The following is a 19,000-nucleotide window of genomic DNA, read 5'->3' on the forward strand; positions in this document are numbered from 1 at the left end:
TAACATCCTCGGACACTTAACCATTCAATATGATGTTCAAAACGTTCTGTCGCCGACGCCTATCCACAATTCTCGGCGCGGTAGGCCAAGTATCGGGCGCTGACGGCCAAGTTTGCTCGGCTGAGCGGGCGTAGATTTTCGGCACGGCGTTGCCAAGTGCCAGGCGCCCGATTCGACCACCTACATCACAGGGAGCACTCATGGAATCTGCAATCGGCGAACACCTTCAATGCCCGCGCACTCTGACCAGGCGGGTTCCGGATACCTATACGCCACCGTTTCCCATGTGGGTCGGGCGCGCAGACGACACATTGCACCAGGTCGTGATGGGCTATCTCGGCGTGCAGTTCCGCGGCGAGGATCAGCGCCCGGCAGCACTGCGGGCGATGCGGGATATCGTCGCCGGCTTCGACTTGCCGGACGGACCGGCACACCACGATCTCACCCATCACATCGACAACCAGGGCTACGAGAACCTCATCGTGGTCGGTTACTGGAAAGATGTTTCTTCCCAACATCGTTGGAGCACATCACCTCCAGTGTCCTCCTGGTGGGAGTCCGAAGACCGCCTGTCGGACGGATTGGGGTTCTTCCGCGAGATCGTGGCACCGAGAGCCGAACAATTCGAAACGCTCTACGCGTTCCAAGACGACCTCCCCGGGGTGGGATCTGTCATGGACGGTGTCAGCGGCGAAATCAACGAGCACGGCTACTGGGGTTCGATGCGCGAGCGGTTTCCGATCTCCCAAACCGACTGGATGCAGGCCTCGGGCGAACTGCGGGTCGTCGCCGGTGACCCCGCCGTAGGTGGACGCGTAGTAGTGCGGGGACACGACAACATCGCACTGATCAGGTCCGGGCAGGACTGGGCCGACGCGGAAGCAGACGAGCGCAGCCTCTACCTGGACGAAATCCTGCCCACTCTTCAATCGGGCATGGACTTCCTCCGCGACAACGGCCCGGCCGTCGGGTGCTACAGCAACCGATTCGTACGCAATATCGACATCGACGGAAACTTCCTCGACTTGAGCTACAACATCGGCCACTGGGCCTCCCTCGACCAACTCGAACGGTGGTCGGAATCCCACCCGACCCATCTACGGATCTTCACGACGTTCTTCCGGGTGGCCGAGGGCCTTTCGAAATTGCGTCTCTACCATGAGGTCTCGGTATTCGATGCCGCCGATCAGCTCTACGAGTACATCAATTGCCATCCCGGGACCGGAATGCTGCGCGACGCGGTGATCACCGCCGAGCACTGACCGAAGTCGCCGGCAATCTTCGGCCACATTCTTTCCCTCGGAGGCAACTCGAGATATGTTGACGGGTGTCGACATATCTCAGTAGAGACCATCGAGGAAGCGCGGACAGCAGACAGTGACTACTCAACGAAACGAAGAGTTGGCGTTTGCTGTGCTGGCCGACCAAGTGCGTCGACAGATTCTCGACACGCTGGCTACCCACGGCGAGTGCAACGCGGGCTTCATCAGCGATCAAATTTCGACGGTCGGTCGCACCACGGTATCCACACATCTCAAGGCGCTGCGGTTGTCCGGCGTGATCGTCGAACGGCGTCAAGGACGTCATCGCCTGTTCTCGATAGATCCATCGGGGCCCGCCAACGATGCACTCCAGTTCCTGCGCGACGTCCTCGGGCGAGCGCTGGAAGCAGGTTCGAACGCCTCCGAGTTGCCGGCCACTGCGACTGAGGATTCAGACGTCGCATCGGTGCGTCGCCGAGCGTGAGGCCTTGTTGAGCCCCAGCACCTATTTCAGGCAGGAAGTAGAACGTGCCAGGTCTCTCTGTAACGGCACAGATCGTGACGACCGACCCACCAGGGTCAGCCTTCGAGCGCCTCGAAACGGGGCAACTGCTCGAACTCGAATGTGAGCAACTGACGGTCGGGGCCGCTGCCGCCATCTCCCTTCCCGTCGGCGACGGCGCACGCGCAGAGCCAGCCGGAATGCCGATCACGCTGTTGGGATACGTCGCCGGCGTGAAGCGGGGCCGATCGGTCGTGATCGTGCACCACCAACCGTGGCGCGGCCGCCTGACGATCCGGTTCTTTCCCGACGGCGCCGGGACCCGGATCGTTCTCGAGTCCAGCCTCGATCAGGACGGCATTTCCTGGCTTGCCAACAAGCGCGGATTCGCTCCACCCGAACCTCCGCGTTCCGACCGACATCGGATCGGGCTGCTGGTCAGCAAATCCGGCCCGGCAGCTGTATTCGCCCAGGCGACAGAAACACTCGCATCCCTGGCCGTGGAAGAAATCAATGCCGACGGCGGCATCGGCGGCGTTCTCGTCGACTTGGTGATCGGCGATGACGCTTCCGACTCGGCGGCCGGAGCGGCGACCGCACTGCGATTGGTGAAAAGCGGATGTCGCGCCGTTTTCGCGTGCGTGACATCGTCGACCTTCAATGCCGCTGCATCTGCATTGCAGAACACCGGTGTGCTGTTGGTGCACACAGTTCTCAACGAGGGAGGTCGATCGCGTCCGGGAGTCCTTCGATTGGGTGAGCGACCACTCGACCAGACGCGAGCGGGTATACCCGCAATGATGTCCGAGACCGGTTCTCGCACTTGGTTCCTGGTCGGCCAGCAGTATTCGTGGTCGTTCGGAGCGCATTGGGCGGCCCGGCGTGTGATCGCCGAATCCACAGGTTCGGTGGCCGGCGAAGTCTACGTACCGTTGGGGACAACCGACTTCTCACGCATCATCGAGTCGATAGCCGACTCCGGGGCCGAACTGATTCTTTCCACCCTGGTGGGCCATGACGAGGTCTTCTTCGAACGACAATGCGCCCAGCACGGACTGCGGGCCACCACGCGGACGTTTGCATTGGTCCTCGACGAGGCCACTCAGCAGCTCATCGGCAATTCCGATGCCGACGGAGTCTGGGCGGCATTCGGCTACTTTCAATCCGCAGCCGGCGATCACGACCTCGAAAAGCGATACAGCGCGAGCTCGAACGAACTCCTGCCTCCGCTCAGTTCCCTGTCGGAGACAACATACGAAGCGATCGTCGCTTACGCACGCGCAGTCGAACGAACGTCGGCAGGCGATCCGGAAACAGTACTTCGGCAGCTTGTCACGACGTCGAAAAGCTCTACGAACAACGGCGTTCCACTGCATCGACCGATTCTGCTCGCTGAATCACGCCGTGGGCGCCTGTACCCCCGCTCTCTCTGAGCGCGCGTAACCCGAACTTAACGAGTCAATATGTCGATACCTATTGACGCAATTATGGATCCGGCCCTAGTCTGAAAGACAAGTGAAGCCGATCACATCAGGAGCACACTTCTCATGGCGACAATCCGACCTGACGACAATGCAATAGACACCGCCGCAAGGCATTACGGCATCACTCTCGACCAGTCAGCCCGGCTCGAGTGGCCGGCACTGATCGACGGAGCACTGGGCTCCTACGACGTCGTCGACCAGTTGTACGCCGACGAGGCAACCCCGCCGACCACGTCACGTGAGCACACGGTGCCAACAGCGAGCGAAAATCCTTTGAGCGCTTGGTATGTGACCACAAGCATCCCGCCGACGTCGGACGGCGTCCTGACCGGCCGACGCGTGGCGATCAAGGACAACGTGACCGTGGCCGGAGTTCCGATGATGAACGGGTCTCGGACAGTAGAGGGGTTCACTCCGTCTCGCGACGCGACTGTGGTCACTCGACTACTGGCGGCCGGTGCAACCGTCGCGGGCAAAGCTGTGTGTGAGGACCTGTGTTTCTCCGGTTCGAGCTTCACACCGGCAAGCGGACCGGTCCGCAATCCATGGGACCCACAGCGTGAAGCAGGTGGATCATCCGGTGGCAGTGCGGCTCTCGTCGCAAACGGTGACGTCGATTTTGCCATCGGCGGGGATCAGGGTGGATCGATCCGGATCCCGGCGGCATTCTGCGGCGTCGTCGGACACAAGCCGACGTTCGGGCTCGTCCCGTATACCGGTGCATTCCCCATCGAGCGAACAATCGACCATCTCGGCCCGATCACACGCACGGTCCACGATGCCGCACTGATGCTCTCGGTCATCGCCGGTCGCGACGGTAACGACCCACGCCAAGCCGACAGCGTCGAAGCAGGTGACTATCTGTCCACCCTCGACTCCGATGTGGATGGTCTGCGAATCGGGATCGTTCGAGAAGGTTTCGGGCACGCGGTCTCACAGCCCGAGGTCGACGACGCAGTCCGCGCAGCGGCACACAGTCTGGCCGAAATCGGTTGCACGGTAGAGGAAGTAAACATCCCGTGGCACCTACATGCTTTCCACATCTGGAACGTGATCGCCACGGACGGTGGTGCCTACCAGATGTTGGACGGCAACGGATACGGCATGAACGCCGAAGGTTTGTACGATCCGGAACTGATGGCACACTTTGCTTCTCGACGCCTTCAGCACGCCGACGCTCTGTCCGAAACCGTCAAACTGGTGGCTCTGACCGGCCACCACGGCATCACCACCCTCGGCGGCGCGAGCTACGGCAAAGCCCGGAACCTCGTACCGCTCGCCCGCGCCGCCTACGACACTGCCTTGAGACAATTCGACGTCCTGGTGATGCCCACACTGCCCTACGTCGCATCCGAATTGCCGGCGAACGACGTGGATCGTGCAACCTTCATCACGAAAGCTCTCGGGATGATCGCCAACACAGCACCATTCGACGTGACCGGACATCCGTCCCTGTCCGTTCCCGCCGGCCTGGTGAACGGGCTTCCGGTCGGAATGATGATCACCGGCAAGACCTTCGACGATGCGACGGTCCTCCGGGTCGGGCGCGCATTCGAAAAGCTTCGCGGCGCGTTTCCGACGCCTGCCGACCACATCTCCGACTCTGCACCACAACTCAGCCTCACCTAGTTCTGTATCCGCACTTGCACAACAAATTCCACCGATTCACACATGATCAGCCCGCATAGAAAAGGTGAACCAGATGTCAGTAACGATCGACCACACAACGGAGAACGCCGCACCGGCCCAGGCGCCGGTCTCCGATCGCGCGTGGGCCCTGTTCCGCGCACTCGACGGTAAGGGATTGGTACCCGACGGTTACGTCGAAGGATGGAAGAAAACCTTCGAGGAGGACTTCAGTCCAAGGCGCGGAGCGGAATTGGTCGCGCGGGCTTGGACCGACCCCGATTTCCGGCAACTGCTTCTCACCGACGGTACCGCCGCGGTTGCCCAGTACGGATATCTGGGCCCCCAGGGCGAATACATCGTGGCAGTCGAAGACACCCCGACCCTCAAGAACGTGATCGTGTGCTCGCTGTGTTCATGCACCGCGTGGCCCATTCTCGGCCTGCCCCCTACCTGGTACAAGAGTTTCGAATACCGTGCGCGAGTGGTGCGTGAGCCACGGAAGGTTCTCTCCGAGATGGGAACCGAGATCGCGTCGGACGTCGAGATCCGCGTCTACGACACCACCGCCGAAACTCGCTACATGGTTCTCCCGCAACGTCCCGCAGGCACCGAAGGCTGGAGCCAGGAACAACTGCAGGAAATCGTCACCAAGGACTGCCTGATCGGCGTCGCAGTCCCGCAGGTCCCCACCGTCTGATCACCCCGACAAGAAAGAAGCACACCATGGATGGAGTACACGATCTTGCCGGAGTTCAAGGCTTCGGCAAAGTCCCGCATACCGTCAACGCCGACATCGGCCCCACCTTCCACGCCGAGTGGGAACACCTGCCGTACAGCCTGATGTTCGCCGGTGTCGCCGAACTCGGGGCATTCAGCGTCGACGAAGTTCGATACGTCGTCGAGCGGATGGAACCACGCCACTACATGATGACCCCGTACTACGAGAGGTACGTCATCGGCGTCGCGACACTGATGGTCGAAAAGGGAATCCTGACGCAGGAAGAACTCGAAAGCCTTGCAGGGGGACCGTTCCCACTGTCGCGGCCCAGCGAATCCGAAGGGCGTCCGGCACCCGTCGAGACGACCACCTTCGAAGTCGGTCAGCGAGTACGCGTGCGCGACGAGTACGTTCCGGGGCATATTCGAATGCCTGCGTACTGCCGCGGACGAGTGGGAACCATCTCTCATCGGACTACCGAGAAGTGGCCATTTCCCGACGCAATCGGCCACGGGCGCAACGACGCCGGCGAAGAACCGACGTACCACGTGAAGTTCGACGCCGAGGAATTGTTCGGTAGCGACACCGACGGCGGCAGCGTCGTAGTCGACCTTTTCGAGGGTTACCTCGAGCCTGCGGCCTGATCGTCCAACATTCCGGGCGGCGGTCACGCGATCACAGCGTTTCGCGTGACCGCCGCCTGATCACAGCAATTCTCTCATTCGGAAGGACACTGGAAATCATGGTCGACACACGACTTCCGGTCACGGTGCTGTCAGGTTTCCTGGGCGCCGGGAAGACGACACTACTCAACGAGATCCTGCGAAATCGAGAGGGTCGGCGGGTCGCGGTGATCGTCAACGACATGAGCGAAATCAACATCGACAGTGCAGAAGTCGAGCGTGAGATCTCGCTCAGTCGCTCCGAGGAGAAACTGGTCGAGATGACCAACGGCTGCATCTGCTGCACTCTGCGAGAGGATCTTCTTTCCGAGATCAGTGCCTTGGCCGCCGATGGCCGATTCGACTACCTACTCATCGAATCTTCGGGCATCTCCGAACCGCTTCCCGTCGCAGAGACGTTCACATTCATCGATACCGACGGCCACGCCCTCGCCGACGTCGCCCGACTCGACACCATGGTCACCGTCGTCGACGGCCACAGTTTTCTGCGCGACTACACGGCTGGGGGCCGCGTCGAAGCCGATGCCCCGGAAGACGCACGAGACATCGCGGATCTGCTTGTCGATCAGATCGAATTTGCCGACGTCATCCTGGTGAGCAAGGCCGATCTCGTCTCGCACCAGCACCTGGTCGAATTGACCGCAGTCCTGCGCTCTTTGAACGCATCCGCTGCGATAGTTCCGATGACGCTCGGTCGCATCCCACTCGACACGATTCTCGACACCGGTTTGTTCTCGCTCGAAAAGGCTGCACAGGCCCCCGGATGGTTACAAGAACTCCAAGGTGAACACATCCCCGAAACCGAAGAGTACGGAATCAGTTCGGTGGTGTACCGCGAGCGCGCACCCTTCCACCCCCAACGGCTGCATGATTTCCTCAGCAGCGAGTGGACCAACGGAAAGTTACTTCGGGCCAAGGGCTACTACTGGAATGCCGGCCGGTTCACCGAGATCGGGAGTATTTCTCAGGCCGGTCATCTCATTCGCCACGGATACGTCGGCCGTTGGTGGAAGTTTCTACCCCGTGACGAGTGGCCGGCCGACGATTACCGTCGTGACGGAATCCTCGACAAGTGGGAAGAACCCGTCGGAGACTGCCGACAAGAACTCGTCTTCATCGGCCAAGCCATCGACCCGTCTCGACTGCACCGAGAACTCGACGCGTGTCTACTCACCACAGCCGAGATCGAACTCGGGCCAGACGTCTGGACCACCTGGAGCGACCCCCTGGGCGTCGGCTATACCGACCAGACCGTTTGATATTGGTCCGGTTTGCCGTAAGTTGTGCGCAATGGGGGTATCACGCAACCGAACTCGGGCGTTGTTGATCGTCGCGGCGATCGCAGCCGGGACCGTGGCCGCGGTGACGCCGGCGGGGGCCACCTGGACAGTCGCGCCGATGTGCGGCGAGTGGCGGGTCGAAACCGTAGCGCAAGGGTTGGAACAGCTCGAAAACCTCGAGCCCGATGACAACGGCGGGTTCTACCTCTCCGGCGAGTCGAAGATCTATCACGTCGACGCCGCAGGACAGGTACGAACTGTCCTCGACGACATGGCTGCCCCTGGCGGTTTGCAACTCGACGGTTCGAGGCTGTCCTTCCTCACCAGACAGGACGGCAAGCTGTGGCACCTGGACACCTCGACGGATCAGCTGTCCGCACCCGTCGACTTCGCGGGCAACGGCCTGCTCCGGCTTCCCGACGGCGATCTGCTGACCACGTGGGTCGGAACAGAAGGAGGTCCGCCAAAGGGCGTCTCGCGCTATCTGCACGACTCCGGAGCCGTCGTTCCCAATTGGTCGACAGTGCCGCGTTCGGAGGGACTCGCGCTCAGTCCGGATCATCGAGCCGTGTACACCGATGACCTGTTCACCGGTCAGATCATTCGAGTGCCCTTGGATACCCCTGACGCGTGGACAGTTGTAGCGACGGTCCCGAGCCTGATACCCGGACTCGACGATCTGACCATGTCGCAGGATGGAATGCTCTACGCCGCTGCTCACGTCGAAGGCTCGATCTATCGCGTACACCCTGAAACCGGCACTTCCTGCGTCGTCGCTTCGGGTCTGTCGAATGGGTGGAACGGGCCGAGTTCAGTGCGTATAGGACAGGACGGCGACGGCTGGGCGCTCTACGTCACCGGCTTCGACGGAACGCTGCGTCGCCTGGTACCTCCGTCGGGCGTCGAACTCGCACCCGTCCGCTGACGCCGATCTCTTCGGCACGAGATTCCCCGACCTGGCGATACTTAAAATCACGCTGATTTGAAGGCATGCCCGCAGCGCAACGGCCCCTTGTCCGAAAACTGTCAACAGTTCTACACGGAGAAATGGCTACCCTTAGGTTTACGCTGCACGCATGTTTTCTTCCGTCGCAGCGAAGATCCGCCTGGTGGTGGCACTGCTCCTCACTGCCCTCCTGGCGCTGACTCTGTCATCGTGCTCGAGTGGCTCGGATTCGTCGGCAGCCCCCACAGACCTGTGTGCACCTCCAGGAGTGGGAGCTGCAACCGCGGCGCCCACCAATCTGGACGCGGCAGCGGGTGCGGGCGCCGAAGACCGCTACACCACGGCCACCGTCACCCCTGCCGATCAGATCGACACCTCGAAGCTGAATCTGATCAAACCCGGGGTCATCACGGTCGGCACGCTCGGTGACGCGCCCCCGAGCATCTGCGTCAACTCCGAGAATCAGTACACCGGATACGACAACGAGCTGCTGAAGGCCGTCGCGGACAAGCTGGGCCTGAAGGTCGAGTTCGTCGGCACCGAGTTCGCCGGGCTTCTCGCCCAGGTTGCCGGTCGACGCTTCGACGTCGGTTCGTCGTCCATCACCACCACGGACGACCGTCGCAACACCGTCGGCTTCACCAACGGTTACGACTTCGGATACTTCTCCCTCGTCGTGCCTAACGGCAGCCCGATCACCGGCTTCGGAGACCTGGATGCCTCCAAGCGCATCGGCGTCGTGCAGGGAACCGTGCAGGACGACTACGTCGTGAACACGCTCAAGCTCGATCCCGTGAAGTTTCCCGACTACGCCACGGCGTACGCGAACCTCAAGTCCGGACAGATCGACGCCTGGGTAGCTCCGTCTCAGCAGGCCGAAGGTGCAATCGCTCCCGGTGATCCGACCTCGATCATCCAGAACACCTTCTCGGTCAACAACTTCGTCGGCTGGGCGGTGAACAAGGAAAACCAGCCGCTGATCGACGCCCTCAACTCCGGCCTCGACGCAGTCATCGACGACGGGACCTGGTCTCAGCTGTACGCCGACTGGGTACCGCGCCAACTCCCTGAAGGCTGGAAGCCCGGATCCAAGGCCGCGGCCACTCCGGAACTGCCCGACTTCGCAGCCATTGCCGCGGAAAACGCAGCGAACGGCGACGGTGGCGATACCGCGTCGTACCAACCGAAGTCGACGCTCGAACAGCTCAAGGACACGTTCTTCGACTGGGATCTGTACAAGAAGGCATTCCCCGATCTCCTCAAGACCGGTCTTCCCAACACCCTGATCCTTGCGCTCGCGTCCGGCATCATCGGCACGATCCTCGGCATGCTGCTCGCTGTCGCCGGTATCTCGCGCACCCGTTGGCTGCGCTGGCCGGCCCGCGTCTACACCGATATCTTCCGTGGCCTGCCCGCAGTCGTCATCATCTTGATCATCGGGCTCGGCGTCGGACCGATCGTCAAGGGAATCACCGGTAGCAATCCGTACTGGCTCGGTGTCGCGGCGCTGTCACTGCTCGCGTCGGCATACATCGGTGAGATCTTCAGATCCGGAATCCAGAGCGTCGAGTCCGGGCAGCTCGAGGCTTCACGTGCCCTCGGTTTCAGCTACCGAAAGTCCATGTCGCTGGTCGTCATCCCGCAGGGTGTACGACGCGTTCTGCCGGCGTTGATGAACCAGTTCATCTCGCTGATCAAGGACTCGTCGCTGATCTACTTCCTCGGTCTGCTCGTCACCCAGCGGGAACTCTTTGCCGTCGGACGTGATCTCAACGCCCAGACCGGCAGCCTGTCCCCGCTCGTTGCGGCAGGCTTGTTCTACCTTGCTCTGACCATCCCGCTGACGCACCTCGTCAACTACATCGACAACCGACTCCGGACCGGACGCGCCGACACTTCAGGCACGTTGGATCCGCTCGAGCAGGCCATCGTCGTGGAAAGGGGCTGAGGACATGACCACCAGCTCTGAACTGAAGTCCGTATCGCTCACCGGCAAGGACCTGCATCTGTCCTTCGGTACCAACAAGGTGCTTCGCGGCGTCAACCTGCACGTCGACGCCGGAAACACCGTCACCGTCATCGGGCCCTCCGGTTCGGGCAAGTCGACGCTCCTGCGCGTGCTGAACCGTCTGCACGAGCCCGAGCAGGGTGACGTGCTGCTCGACGGGAAGTCCGTCCTGAAGGACAACCCCGACGAGCTTCGCCAGCGAATAGGCATGGTGTTCCAGCACTTCAACCTGTTCCCGCACAAGACCGTCGCGGAGAACATCGCACTCGGGCCGAACAAGCTCAAGGGTTTGTCGAAGGAACAAGCTCGGGCGCTCGCGCTCGAGCAGCTGGATCTGGTGGGGCTCAGGGAGAAGGCCGACTCGCGGCCCGGCAACCTTTCCGGCGGTCAGCAGCAGCGCGTCGCCATTGCCCGCGCCCTGGCGATGAAGCCCGAGGTCATGTTCTTCGACGAGGCGACGTCAGCTCTCGACCCCGAACTGGTCAAGGGTGTTCTGGCATTGATGGCCGATCTCGCGAAGTCCGGCATGACCATGGTCGTCGTGACGCACGAAATGGGTTTCGCGCGTTCCGTTTCCGACAAGGTGCTGTTCATGGATCGCGGCGCCGTTGTCGAAACCGGTACTCCGGAACAGCTTTTCGACGATCCCGAAACAGATCGACTGCAAGCGTTCCTCTCACAGGTTCTCTGAGTCAGGGGCGCTTGCAGGAGATCGACGGGCGTTGATCCTGGACGCCTGAAGCATCAGATGGTCGCGTTCGGCGAGGTTGGATGCCTTGTGCGCTGCATCGGCATACAACCTCGCCGCCGTCTCCAGGTCTCCGTCGCGTTCACGGAGATAGGCCTCGACTGCGGCATGGCGTGGAAGTGAATCGTCGAGCGCTGCAAGAGCTGCCAAGCCGGCGCGTGGCCCGTCCGCCTCGCCGACCGCCACCGCTCGGTTGAGCCGGACGATCGGGCTGTCGGTCAAGGCTGCGAGTTCGTCGTACCACTCCACGATCTGCACCCAGTCGGTCTCGTCTGCTGTGAGAGCGTCGGCATGGAGTGCAGCAATGGCGGCCTGGGCCTGGAACTCACCGAGCCGGTCGCGGGCGAGAGCTGACTGGAGGATTGCGACTCCTTCGGCAATCGAATCGGTGTCCCACCGGCTGCGATCCTGCTCGGCTAGCGGAACCAGACTGCCGTCCGCGGCAGTTCGCGCGGCTCGACGAGCGTGATGGAGCAGCATCAGTGCGAGCAACCCTGCGACTTCGGGGTGATCGATCGCGGCCGCCAACTGCCGGGTGAGCCGGATGGCCTCGGCAGCCAGGTCGACGTCGCCGGAGTACCCCTCGTTGAAGACCAGATAAAGGACACGCAGGACGGTGGCGACATCGCCGGGTTGCTCGAACCGGACGCCGGAGACCGTGCGCTTGGCTCGGCTGATGCGCTGAGCCATAGTCGCCTCGGGCACCAGGTAGGCCTGCGCAATCTGGCGGGTGGTCAGCCCGCCGACAGCGCGCAGCGTGAGTGCGACGGCGGACGACGGCGTCAACGACGGGTGCGCGCACAAAAAGTAGAGCTGGAGTGTGTCGTCCACGCCCGGCACCGACCCGCTGACCGGCCGCTCGCCTGGCTGCTCGTCAGCCAGAAACTCCCGCTTACGGCGAGCCGCATCCGACCGGATCCCGTCGAGGAACCGCCGCCAGGCCACCGTGACCAGCCAGCCCTTCGGGTCCCGCGGCGGGTTGTCCGGCCAGACCCTGACCGCCTCGAGCAGAGCGTCCTGCACGGCGTCCTCGGCCGACGCGAAATCTGCTCCGCGGCGGACGAGGATGCCGAGCACGCTCGGAGTCAGACTCCGAAGCAGGGCGTCGTCCATGACAGGTTTCAGTCCGTGATGGTCGGCGGCTCGGTCAGGAACGGGCGCAGTTCGAGCCATTCGTGAATCGGCTTCCCGCCTGCGCCGGGCGCGGCCGAGAGCTCGCCGGCCAATTGGACGGCACGGTCGTAGTTGTCGACGTCGATCACCATCCAGCCGGCAATGAGGTCCTTGGTTTCCGCGAACGGACCGTCGGTGACCGGCGGGCGACCCTCACCGTCGTACCGGACAAAGGTGCCCTCAGGAGCGAGAGCCTGACCGTCGACGAACTCGCCCGCCTTCTCGAGCCGATCCGCGAAGTCCTGCATGTACTTCACGTGGGCAGTGATCTCGTCCGGCGTCCACTGGTCCATCGGCACGTCGTTGACTGCAGCCGGAGCGCCGCGGTAGTGCTTGAGCAGCAAGTACTTGGCCATCGTGAATCTCCTCTGTGTCGGTGCCACCCATTCTGGTCGCACTTCACTACCGGGACGAAGCAAGTCGGGGATTCTCGACATCGCGGGGCCTTCGGCCCTGTGCGCCTTTTTGGTAGTGCCCGCAACCAGAAAGGCGCACGGGGCCGAAGGCCCTAAATCCACCCCTGCCGGCGGGCGATCACTGCAGCTTCGTGCCGATTGGCTGCACCGAGTTTGGTGACAGCTGACGACAAATAGTTCCGGGTGGTTCCTGCCGAGAGGTGTGCCCGGGAAGCGATCTGCTCGATGGATGCTCCGTCGGCCGCGTACTCGAGTACGTCCGCTTCGCGCGGAGTAAGCGGTGAGTCGCCGGCGCCGATTGCCTCGGCAGCCAACGACGGATCGACGTACCGCCCGCCCGCGTGGACGCTGCGGACCACCTCGGCGAGCGTCGCCGCAGGCGTCGTCTTCGGCAGAAATCCTCGGACGCCTGCTGACAGTGCCTTCTTCAGATACCCGGGACGCCCGTGGCTCGTCACGATGATCGAGACGCACCCCGAGACCGTCTGCGCAATCTGTTGCGCCGTCTCGATGCCGTCGATACCTGCCATTTGAAGGTCGAGCACGGCTACATCAGGTTGATGTTTTGCAGCAGCGACCACGGCATCCTCGCCGGATTCGGCTTCCGCGACGACATCGATGTCGTCCTCGAGCGACAACATCATGGCCAGAGCCGAGCGGATCAGGTTCTCGTCGTCGGCCAGCAAAACCTTGATCGGCTCGGTCACCGAGACTCCTTCGTTCGGGACGGAAAGTGGGCGGTGAGGGTGAAGCGATCTTCGTCCTGCACGGTTTCGACAATTCCTCCGACGGCGCCGACGCGCTCGCGCAATCCGTTCAGGCCGGTTCCGTTGTTCGGCTCTGCGATCCGTGCGCCGTCGTTGGCGATCACGACGCCGTCCGCGAACACTTCGATGCTGCAATTCTCGGCACTGGAGTGCCGGAGAATGTTGGTGACGCCTTCACGGACGACCCAGGCGGCAGCTTCGGCCAGTTCCACCGGCAGCTGATCTGCCGATCCACGTATCGCGGTGGAGATTCCGGCGGCCTCGAGCAGAGACTGCGCACCGGCCAGCTCGGACGCCAAGGCGATGGACCGGTATCCCCGAACCAACTCGCGCGCTTCGTCGAGTGAATCTTGCGCAAGTTCGCGTACTTCGTCCATCTGCGCGGCGGCACGATCGTCGCCGCGTCGTGAAAGAGTAGCTGCAAGTTCACTTTTCACCGCAATTGCAGACAGTGCCCGCCCGACGACGTCATGGAGGTCGCGTGAAAATCGCAACCGTTCCTCGGCGACGGACAGAGCGGCAGCGGCTCCGCGTGCCTCGTCCAATTCGGTGACCATCCGCAGCAGCCACACCGACATGTAGACGGTCAGCCCCATGAAGGCGGCGACGATTCCGACAGACACGCCGCTTTCCGGACCCGCAAGCAGTCCCAGTACAACCCCGGCGGCCACCGAGCCCACGATCAGCCAGCGCAACGACGTCAACCCCGCAAGGGGCACGACAAGGATTGCCGCCAGCCAGAAGTACGGGCCGTTCTCGCCATTGCTTCCCAAGGCAATTCCCGCCGAGCAGAACGCCGACAACGTCATAACGGCAAGAGGAATCTGGACGGGCTTGGCCACGACTCCGCCCAGATCAGGCATCCGAGACACGGCGATGACGCACGCAACGGCACTGATTCCGAGGAAGACACCCGACAGGTACCGATCCGCAACTATCTCGGTGACCGCACCGAAGCCACCGAAAACCACTGCGACCATGATGAACGATTGCCGCGTGTAGAGGCGAACCTTGTCGACGTTCGACGCGGTTCGCCACGTCCGTCTCGGATTCCAGCGTCCGAAGTTCTGCGCGATCATGCCCACTACCTTCTCAGAGTTCTACGAACGCGGTTCCCAGCGGAAGTGGACGTTCGCGATCAGAACCGAACCGACGATCCACGCCAGCATGACCAACAGCGGTTGCGCAGCCGAACCGAAGGTGTCGACAAATCCCGCTGCCGCACCGGGCGCATCGCCCAGATCAGCCAGTTCGCCAGTGGTCCGCCCCAGCCATCCGAGATTGAGAAGGTCCACTACTGCGGCCAGCGGAGTGAAATCGAGAATGCGAGCAACGTTGTCCGGCACGACATTCCTGATCGAGGACATACCTGCCGTCGCCAGAATCAGAATCGGCATGCAGGTGATCTGCGCCGCCTCTGCATTTCGCGTGACAGCCGAAGTGATCAACGCCAGCGCCGTGAAGAGCGCGGCGCCGCCGATCACCGCGACCAGCACCAGGACCGGATTGACCGGAGCACTACCGCCCAGAACCATCACGGCGATTCCGATCACCACCGTCAACAGGCCGGTGAGAACCCACGACGGCACTGCCGGGCCCGCGAGGATCTCGGCGTCGCTGCATTCCCCTGTCCGTAGTCGCTTGAGAACCAACTCGTCACGACGCGTCGCGTACACCGACAGGAGGTTGTAGAAGACCACGAACACGAGCAGGAAGAGTGCAAACACCTCGAGGCCTGCCGACACCGACTTGTCGGACAACCCGCCATCGCGCGACAGGTACAGCATCCCCACGGGAAAGATCAACGGGAGGACGATTGCGTTGAAGAGCAACAGTCGATTTCGTCCCAGGAGCGTGAACTCCGAACGAGACAGGGTTGCTATGCGGTTCATGCCGACGCTCCTTCGAGAGTTGCGTGATGATCGAATTGGTCTGCAATGGAGAGGAATACGGTCTCCAGGGATGCCGCGCGGGCATCCAGGCCGGTCAGCAGGATGTTGTTGTGCTGTGCCCACAGCAGCAGTTCCGTCAGCGTCTCCTGCACTGTGCGAGTGGTGATCACCACCAGATCGTTTTCGACGCGTACCTCGACGCCGGCCAGGGCCGGGAGCGGAAGACCGGGACGGTGCAGTTTGATCTGGGCAGGATGATCCGCGACGACGTCCGCCACGGTTCCGCTGCGCACCACCGATCCTCGGTGCATGATCGCCAACTGGTCGCACAGGGACTCGGCTTCGTCCAGGTAATGCGTCGTCAACATGATGGTGACGCCCGACGCTTTCAAGTCAGCGATCAATTGCCAAGTGTTACGTCGACTTTCGGGATCCAAACCAGTAGTCGGCTCGTCGAGAAACAGGACGAGTGGCCGGCCGATGATCGCGCACGCCAGATCCAGTCGCCGCGCCTCACCTCCCGAGAGGAACTTCACGCGGGTATCACCACGGTCACGCATGTCCACGCGCTCGAGCACCTCGTCCACGGGCAGCGGATTCGAGCAGGTTCCGGCCCACATCGCCAAACTCTCACGAGCAGTCAGGTCTTGGGGCAAGCCACCCTTCTGGAGCATGATGCCAAGCGACGGGCGAATCTGCTTGCGGTTGCGCACCGGATCCATGCCCAGAACGCGCACCGTTCCGGCACTGGCTCGTGAAAGACCCTGAATCACTTCGAGGGTGGATGTCTTGCCGGCACCATTGGTTCCGAGGAGGCCGAACAGCTCGCCTTCCTGAACACTCAGATCCAGATTGCGAACAGCATCGAACGCCTCCTTACCGGAGCCGTAACGCCGCGACATTCCGACTACGTCGATCACGGGATCGCCCTTCATCGCTGCGCCTCCGCTCGGTTCCAGCCGCGCAGTCCGATCACGAATCGGATACCCGCATAGACAGCGAGAGCGGCAACAAGAATCCAGAACACGGGATTGGAGCCGATGATCACGAACAGCACTCCGATGATCGCGATATTCACGACGATCACAACAAGTTCGCGGCCCATCGTGGGTGCGGGTCCGATGTCCATCAGGTCCGTCAGGAGGCTTCCCTCATGTGGTTCTCTCATGCATCCAAGCTTCGCGGGAAGTCAGAGCCGAAAACAGTGCACAGCGTCATCACCTGCGGTGACACCGTCACGGATCAGCGATGACAAATGTCATGCGACGTCCCCGCGGGGACGCGTCGTAAACCGCGGGTAAGGGTCACCTCGTTGTTTTGCCGTTCATTTTTACGTTCCTTTACCCTTGCTTCGAGCTTCTACGGTTCCCGAAGTCCGTACATCGAATCTCGGGAGTTCACGGTGGCTATCAAGCCTTTGGCCTTGTTCGTCAAACACGACGGCGTGTCTGCGCGCGCGTCGATCACCTGCCAGTACAAGTGCGGAAACGCGTGCTCTCACGAGGTCCCCAACACCTCGGGCGGCGAGTACTTCCGCGACATCGCACGCACAGCGCTGAGTCGTCGCGGCTTGCTCCGGGGCAGCGGCATGGCAGTGCTCGCGGTGGGAGCGGGCAGCGCCCTCGTCGCGTGTTCGGACGAATCCGCAAGTGCGGAACCGGGAACCGGTTCGACGAGCGGCAGCAGCAGCGGATCGACACCAGCGGGGACGAACTTCGGCGCCGTCGCGCCCAACAAGGAAGACAAGGTCACCGTCCCTGACGGATACGATCAAGCCGTCGTGATTCGCTGGGGTGACGCCGTTCTCGCCGGCGCCCCGGCTTTCGACTTCGACAAGCAGACTGCGGCGGCGCAGGAACTGCAGTTCGGATTCAACAACGACTTCGCCGGATTGCTCCCGGTCGACGGGCAGCCCAACACCTACCTACTCGTGGTCAATCACGAATACTCCACCGAGCCGGCGATGTTCCGCGGCTACGATGCGGAGAACCCGACCGAGGAGCAGTTCAAGATCGGCCTCGCCAGCCACGGACTGTCGGTCGTCCAGGTCAAGGGCGAATCCGACAACGGCAAGCTCGTACCGGAGATCGGATCGAACAACCGCCGCATCACCGGAACCACGGAATTTGTCGTGACCGGCCCCGCTGCAGGTAGCGACTTCCTCAAGACGAGTGCCGATCCCACGGGAACCAAAGTGCTCGGCACCCTCAACAATTGCGCCGGCGGCGTCACCCCCTGGGGCACAGTGCTTTCCGGCGAAGAGAACTTCAACCAGTACTTCGCGAACGCCGAGGGTGTCACCGATCCCACGGTCGCAGCGCGACTGAAGCGCTACGGTCTTGCCGGCGCCGCTTCCGAGCGCAAGTGGGAACGCTTCGACAAGCGGTTCGATCTGGTCGCAGAACCCAACGAGGTCAACCGATTCGGATACGTCGTCGAGATCGATCCCTGGGATCCGTCGTCGACTCCGATCAAGCACACAGCGCTCGGACGTTTCAAGCACGAAGCCGCCACCATTTACATCACGGCGGACGGCACCGTCGTCGCCTACAGCGGCGACGACGAGCGCTTCGACTACATGTACAAGTTCGTCTCCAGCCGAAAGATGCAGGACGGCAAGAGTCAAGCAGCCATGCGCCACAACATGACTCTGCTCGACGCCGGAACACTGTACGTCGCAAAGCTCAGCGGAAACTCCGCCGGCGAGATCGACGGCAGCGGCAAACTTCCGTCGGACGGCACGTTCGACGGAACCGGCGAGTGGGTAGCCATCCTGCGCACCGGCGAAGACGGCAAGGGCGAATCGCTGGTAGACGGTATGAGCGCCGAAGAGGTCGCCGTCTTCACCCGCCAGGCCGGTGACAAGGTCGGGGCAACGAAGATGGATCGCCCCGAGGACTTCGAGGCAAACCCGAAGAGCGGCAAGGTTTACGTCGCACTGACCAACAACACCAAGCGCGGAGTCGACGGTGGCGCCGCGGCCGACGAGGCGAACCCGAGGAACAACAACAAGAACGGCCAGGTCCTCGAAATCACCGACGACCACGCCGGCACCACCTTCGGCTGGAATCTCCTTCTCGTCTGCGGAGATCCAGCCACAGCCGATACCTACTTCGGCGGTTTCGACAAGAACAAGGTCAGCCCCATCTCATGCCCGGACAACCTTGCCTTCGACCCGCACGGAAACCTGTGGATCTCCACCGACGGCAACGCACTCAAGTCCAACGACGGGCTGTTCAGCGTTGTCCTCGAAGGCGAAAACCGCGGTGAGACAAAGCAGTTCCTCACCGTTCCCGTCGGCGCCGAAACCTGCGGCCCCATCGTGGACGAGAAGCGCGTCATCGTCTGCGTCCAGCACCCCGGCGAGACCGACGACGCCAGCATCGAAAGCCCCGCATCCCATTGGCCCGACGGTGGTTCTTCCCAGCCTCGCCCGTCGGTAGTTGCAGCCTGGAAGAAGGACGGATCTCGGCTCGGCTCGTAACACACACG

The 19,000-nt window shown here is 62.2% G+C and carries 18 protein-coding genes; 11 read left to right on the forward strand and 7 right to left on the reverse strand.

Annotated features, from left to right (window positions below):
• The first annotated feature begins 200 nt into the window (after positions 1-200).
• The 10 genes from RA302_RS29575 to RA302_RS29620 all read left to right on the forward strand — a co-directional run bounded on the left by RA302_RS29575 (position 201) and on the right by RA302_RS29620 (position 11,203).
• Positions 201-1,262, forward strand: a complete 1,062-nt coding sequence (locus RA302_RS29575) for a phenylacetaldoxime dehydratase family protein (RefSeq protein WP_030537649.1) — start codon at positions 201-203, stop codon at positions 1,260-1,262.
• 115 nt (positions 1,263-1,377) lie between these two features.
• The gene (locus tag RA302_RS29580; RefSeq protein ID WP_007735244.1) at positions 1,378-1,746 is read left to right on the forward strand and encodes a winged helix-turn-helix domain-containing protein; all 369 of its coding nucleotides are present in this window, start codon (positions 1,378-1,380) and stop codon (positions 1,744-1,746) included.
• 44 nt (positions 1,747-1,790) lie between these two features.
• The gene (locus tag RA302_RS29585) at positions 1,791-3,197 is read left to right on the forward strand and encodes a substrate-binding protein (RefSeq protein WP_030537650.1); all 1,407 of its coding nucleotides are present in this window, start codon (positions 1,791-1,793) and stop codon (positions 3,195-3,197) included.
• Between the two features lie 114 nt (positions 3,198-3,311).
• Positions 3,312-4,877 (forward strand): amidase, encoded by a 1,566-nt coding sequence (locus RA302_RS29590; protein ID WP_030537651.1) that lies wholly within the window; start codon positions 3,312-3,314, stop codon positions 4,875-4,877.
• Positions 4,878-4,950: 73 nt separating this feature from the next.
• A complete protein-coding gene (gene nthA, locus RA302_RS29595; protein WP_003946052.1) occupies positions 4,951-5,574 on the forward strand; it encodes a nitrile hydratase subunit alpha in 624 nt (207 codons plus the stop codon).
• Between the two features lie 26 nt (positions 5,575-5,600).
• Positions 5,601-6,239 carry a nitrile hydratase subunit beta gene (gene nthB / locus RA302_RS29600; protein ID WP_030537652.1) on the forward strand — a complete coding sequence of 213 codons (639 nt, stop codon included), beginning with the start codon at positions 5,601-5,603 and terminating at the stop codon, positions 6,237-6,239.
• 98 nt (positions 6,240-6,337) lie between these two features.
• Complete coding sequence (gene zigA, locus RA302_RS29605; protein WP_007735255.1) at positions 6,338-7,537, forward strand: zinc metallochaperone GTPase ZigA; 1,200 nt, start codon at positions 6,338-6,340, stop codon at positions 7,535-7,537.
• A gap of 31 nt (positions 7,538-7,568) precedes the next feature.
• Positions 7,569-8,483: an SMP-30/gluconolactonase/LRE family protein gene (locus RA302_RS29610; RefSeq protein ID WP_030537653.1), complete on the forward strand. Its 915-nt coding sequence runs from the start codon at positions 7,569-7,571 to the stop codon at positions 8,481-8,483.
• A gap of 151 nt (positions 8,484-8,634) precedes the next feature.
• Positions 8,635-10,452, forward strand: a complete 1,818-nt coding sequence (locus RA302_RS29615) for an ABC transporter substrate-binding protein/permease (protein ID WP_030537654.1) — start codon at positions 8,635-8,637, stop codon at positions 10,450-10,452.
• Positions 10,453-10,456: 4 nt separating this feature from the next.
• Complete coding sequence (locus RA302_RS29620) at positions 10,457-11,203, forward strand: amino acid ABC transporter ATP-binding protein (protein ID WP_003946070.1); 747 nt, start codon at positions 10,457-10,459, stop codon at positions 11,201-11,203.
• On the opposite strand, the gene RA302_RS29625 is transcribed toward RA302_RS29620, so the two are convergent.
• From RA302_RS29625 to RA302_RS29655, 7 genes are all read right to left on the reverse strand, one after another.
• A complete protein-coding gene (locus RA302_RS29625; protein WP_030537655.1) occupies positions 11,189-12,373 on the reverse strand; it encodes a DUF6596 domain-containing protein in 1,185 nt (394 codons plus the stop codon). The genes RA302_RS29620 and RA302_RS29625 overlap by 15 nt on opposite strands.
• An 8-nt stretch (positions 12,374-12,381) precedes the next feature.
• Positions 12,382-12,789 carry a YciI family protein gene (locus RA302_RS29630; protein ID WP_003945999.1) on the reverse strand — a complete coding sequence of 136 codons (408 nt, stop codon included), beginning with the start codon at positions 12,787-12,789 and terminating at the stop codon, positions 12,382-12,384.
• A gap of 152 nt (positions 12,790-12,941) precedes the next feature.
• Positions 12,942-13,556: a response regulator transcription factor gene (locus RA302_RS29635; RefSeq protein WP_030537656.1), complete on the reverse strand. Its 615-nt coding sequence runs from the start codon at positions 13,554-13,556 to the stop codon at positions 12,942-12,944.
• Positions 13,553-14,695, reverse strand: coding sequence for a histidine kinase (locus tag RA302_RS29640; protein ID WP_007735262.1), 1,143 nt, complete (start codon positions 14,693-14,695; stop codon positions 13,553-13,555). The genes RA302_RS29635 and RA302_RS29640 overlap by 4 nt, the downstream gene beginning before the upstream one ends.
• A 21-nt stretch (positions 14,696-14,716) precedes the next feature.
• Entirely contained in the window at positions 14,717-15,508 is a 792-nt protein-coding gene (locus RA302_RS29645; protein WP_003946064.1) for an ABC transporter permease, read from the reverse strand.
• Positions 15,505-16,443 carry an ABC transporter ATP-binding protein gene (locus RA302_RS29650; RefSeq protein ID WP_030537657.1) on the reverse strand — a complete coding sequence of 313 codons (939 nt, stop codon included), beginning with the start codon at positions 16,441-16,443 and terminating at the stop codon, positions 15,505-15,507. Before RA302_RS29650 ends, RA302_RS29645 begins: the two co-directional genes overlap by 4 nt.
• Complete coding sequence (locus RA302_RS29655; RefSeq protein WP_225320212.1) at positions 16,440-16,676, reverse strand: hypothetical protein; 237 nt, start codon at positions 16,674-16,676, stop codon at positions 16,440-16,442. Before RA302_RS29655 ends, RA302_RS29650 begins: the two co-directional genes overlap by 4 nt.
• Before the next feature lie 234 nt (positions 16,677-16,910).
• Here RA302_RS29655 and RA302_RS29660 point away from each other — a divergent pair, with 234 nt between their 5' ends.
• Positions 16,911-18,992, forward strand: coding sequence for a PhoX family phosphatase (locus tag RA302_RS29660; RefSeq protein WP_030537659.1), 2,082 nt, complete (start codon positions 16,911-16,913; stop codon positions 18,990-18,992).
• Positions 18,993-19,000 lie beyond the last annotated feature (8 nt).

The sequence above is a fragment of the Rhodococcus sp. DN22 genome (assembly GCF_036669995.1).
GTDB lineage: Bacteria > Actinomycetota > Actinomycetes > Mycobacteriales > Mycobacteriaceae > Rhodococcus_F > Rhodococcus_F erythropolis.

Bases quoted from the DNA above. Each gene is read 5' to 3' on its own strand.
- RA302_RS29575 (WP_030537649.1), top strand. From the start codon at position 201: ATGGAATCTGCAATCGGCGAACACCTTCAATGCCCGCGCACTCTGACC.
- RA302_RS29590 (WP_030537651.1), top strand. From the start codon at position 3,312: ATGGCGACAATCCGACCTGACGACAATGCAATAGACACCGCCGCAAGG.
- nthA (WP_003946052.1), top strand. From the start codon at position 4,951: ATGTCAGTAACGATCGACCACACAACGGAGAACGCCGCACCGGCCCAG.
- nthB (WP_030537652.1), top strand. From the start codon at position 5,601: ATGGATGGAGTACACGATCTTGCCGGAGTTCAAGGCTTCGGCAAAGTC.
- zigA (WP_007735255.1), top strand. From the start codon at position 6,338: ATGGTCGACACACGACTTCCGGTCACGGTGCTGTCAGGTTTCCTGGGC.
- RA302_RS29610 (WP_030537653.1), top strand. From the start codon at position 7,569: ATGGGGGTATCACGCAACCGAACTCGGGCGTTGTTGATCGTCGCGGCG.
- RA302_RS29615 (WP_030537654.1), top strand. From the start codon at position 8,635: ATGTTTTCTTCCGTCGCAGCGAAGATCCGCCTGGTGGTGGCACTGCTC.
- RA302_RS29620 (WP_003946070.1), top strand. From the start codon at position 10,457: ATGACCACCAGCTCTGAACTGAAGTCCGTATCGCTCACCGGCAAGGAC.
- RA302_RS29625 (WP_030537655.1), bottom strand. From the start codon at position 12,373: ATGGACGACGCCCTGCTTCGGAGTCTGACTCCGAGCGTGCTCGGCATC.
- RA302_RS29630 (WP_003945999.1), bottom strand. From the start codon at position 12,789: ATGGCCAAGTACTTGCTGCTCAAGCACTACCGCGGCGCTCCGGCTGCA.
- RA302_RS29640 (WP_007735262.1), bottom strand. From the start codon at position 14,695: ATGATCGCGCAGAACTTCGGACGCTGGAATCCGAGACGGACGTGGCGA.
- RA302_RS29645 (WP_003946064.1), bottom strand. From the start codon at position 15,508: ATGAACCGCATAGCAACCCTGTCTCGTTCGGAGTTCACGCTCCTGGGA.
- RA302_RS29650 (WP_030537657.1), bottom strand. From the start codon at position 16,443: ATGAAGGGCGATCCCGTGATCGACGTAGTCGGAATGTCGCGGCGTTAC.
- RA302_RS29655 (WP_225320212.1), bottom strand. From the start codon at position 16,676: ATGAGAGAACCACATGAGGGAAGCCTCCTGACGGACCTGATGGACATC.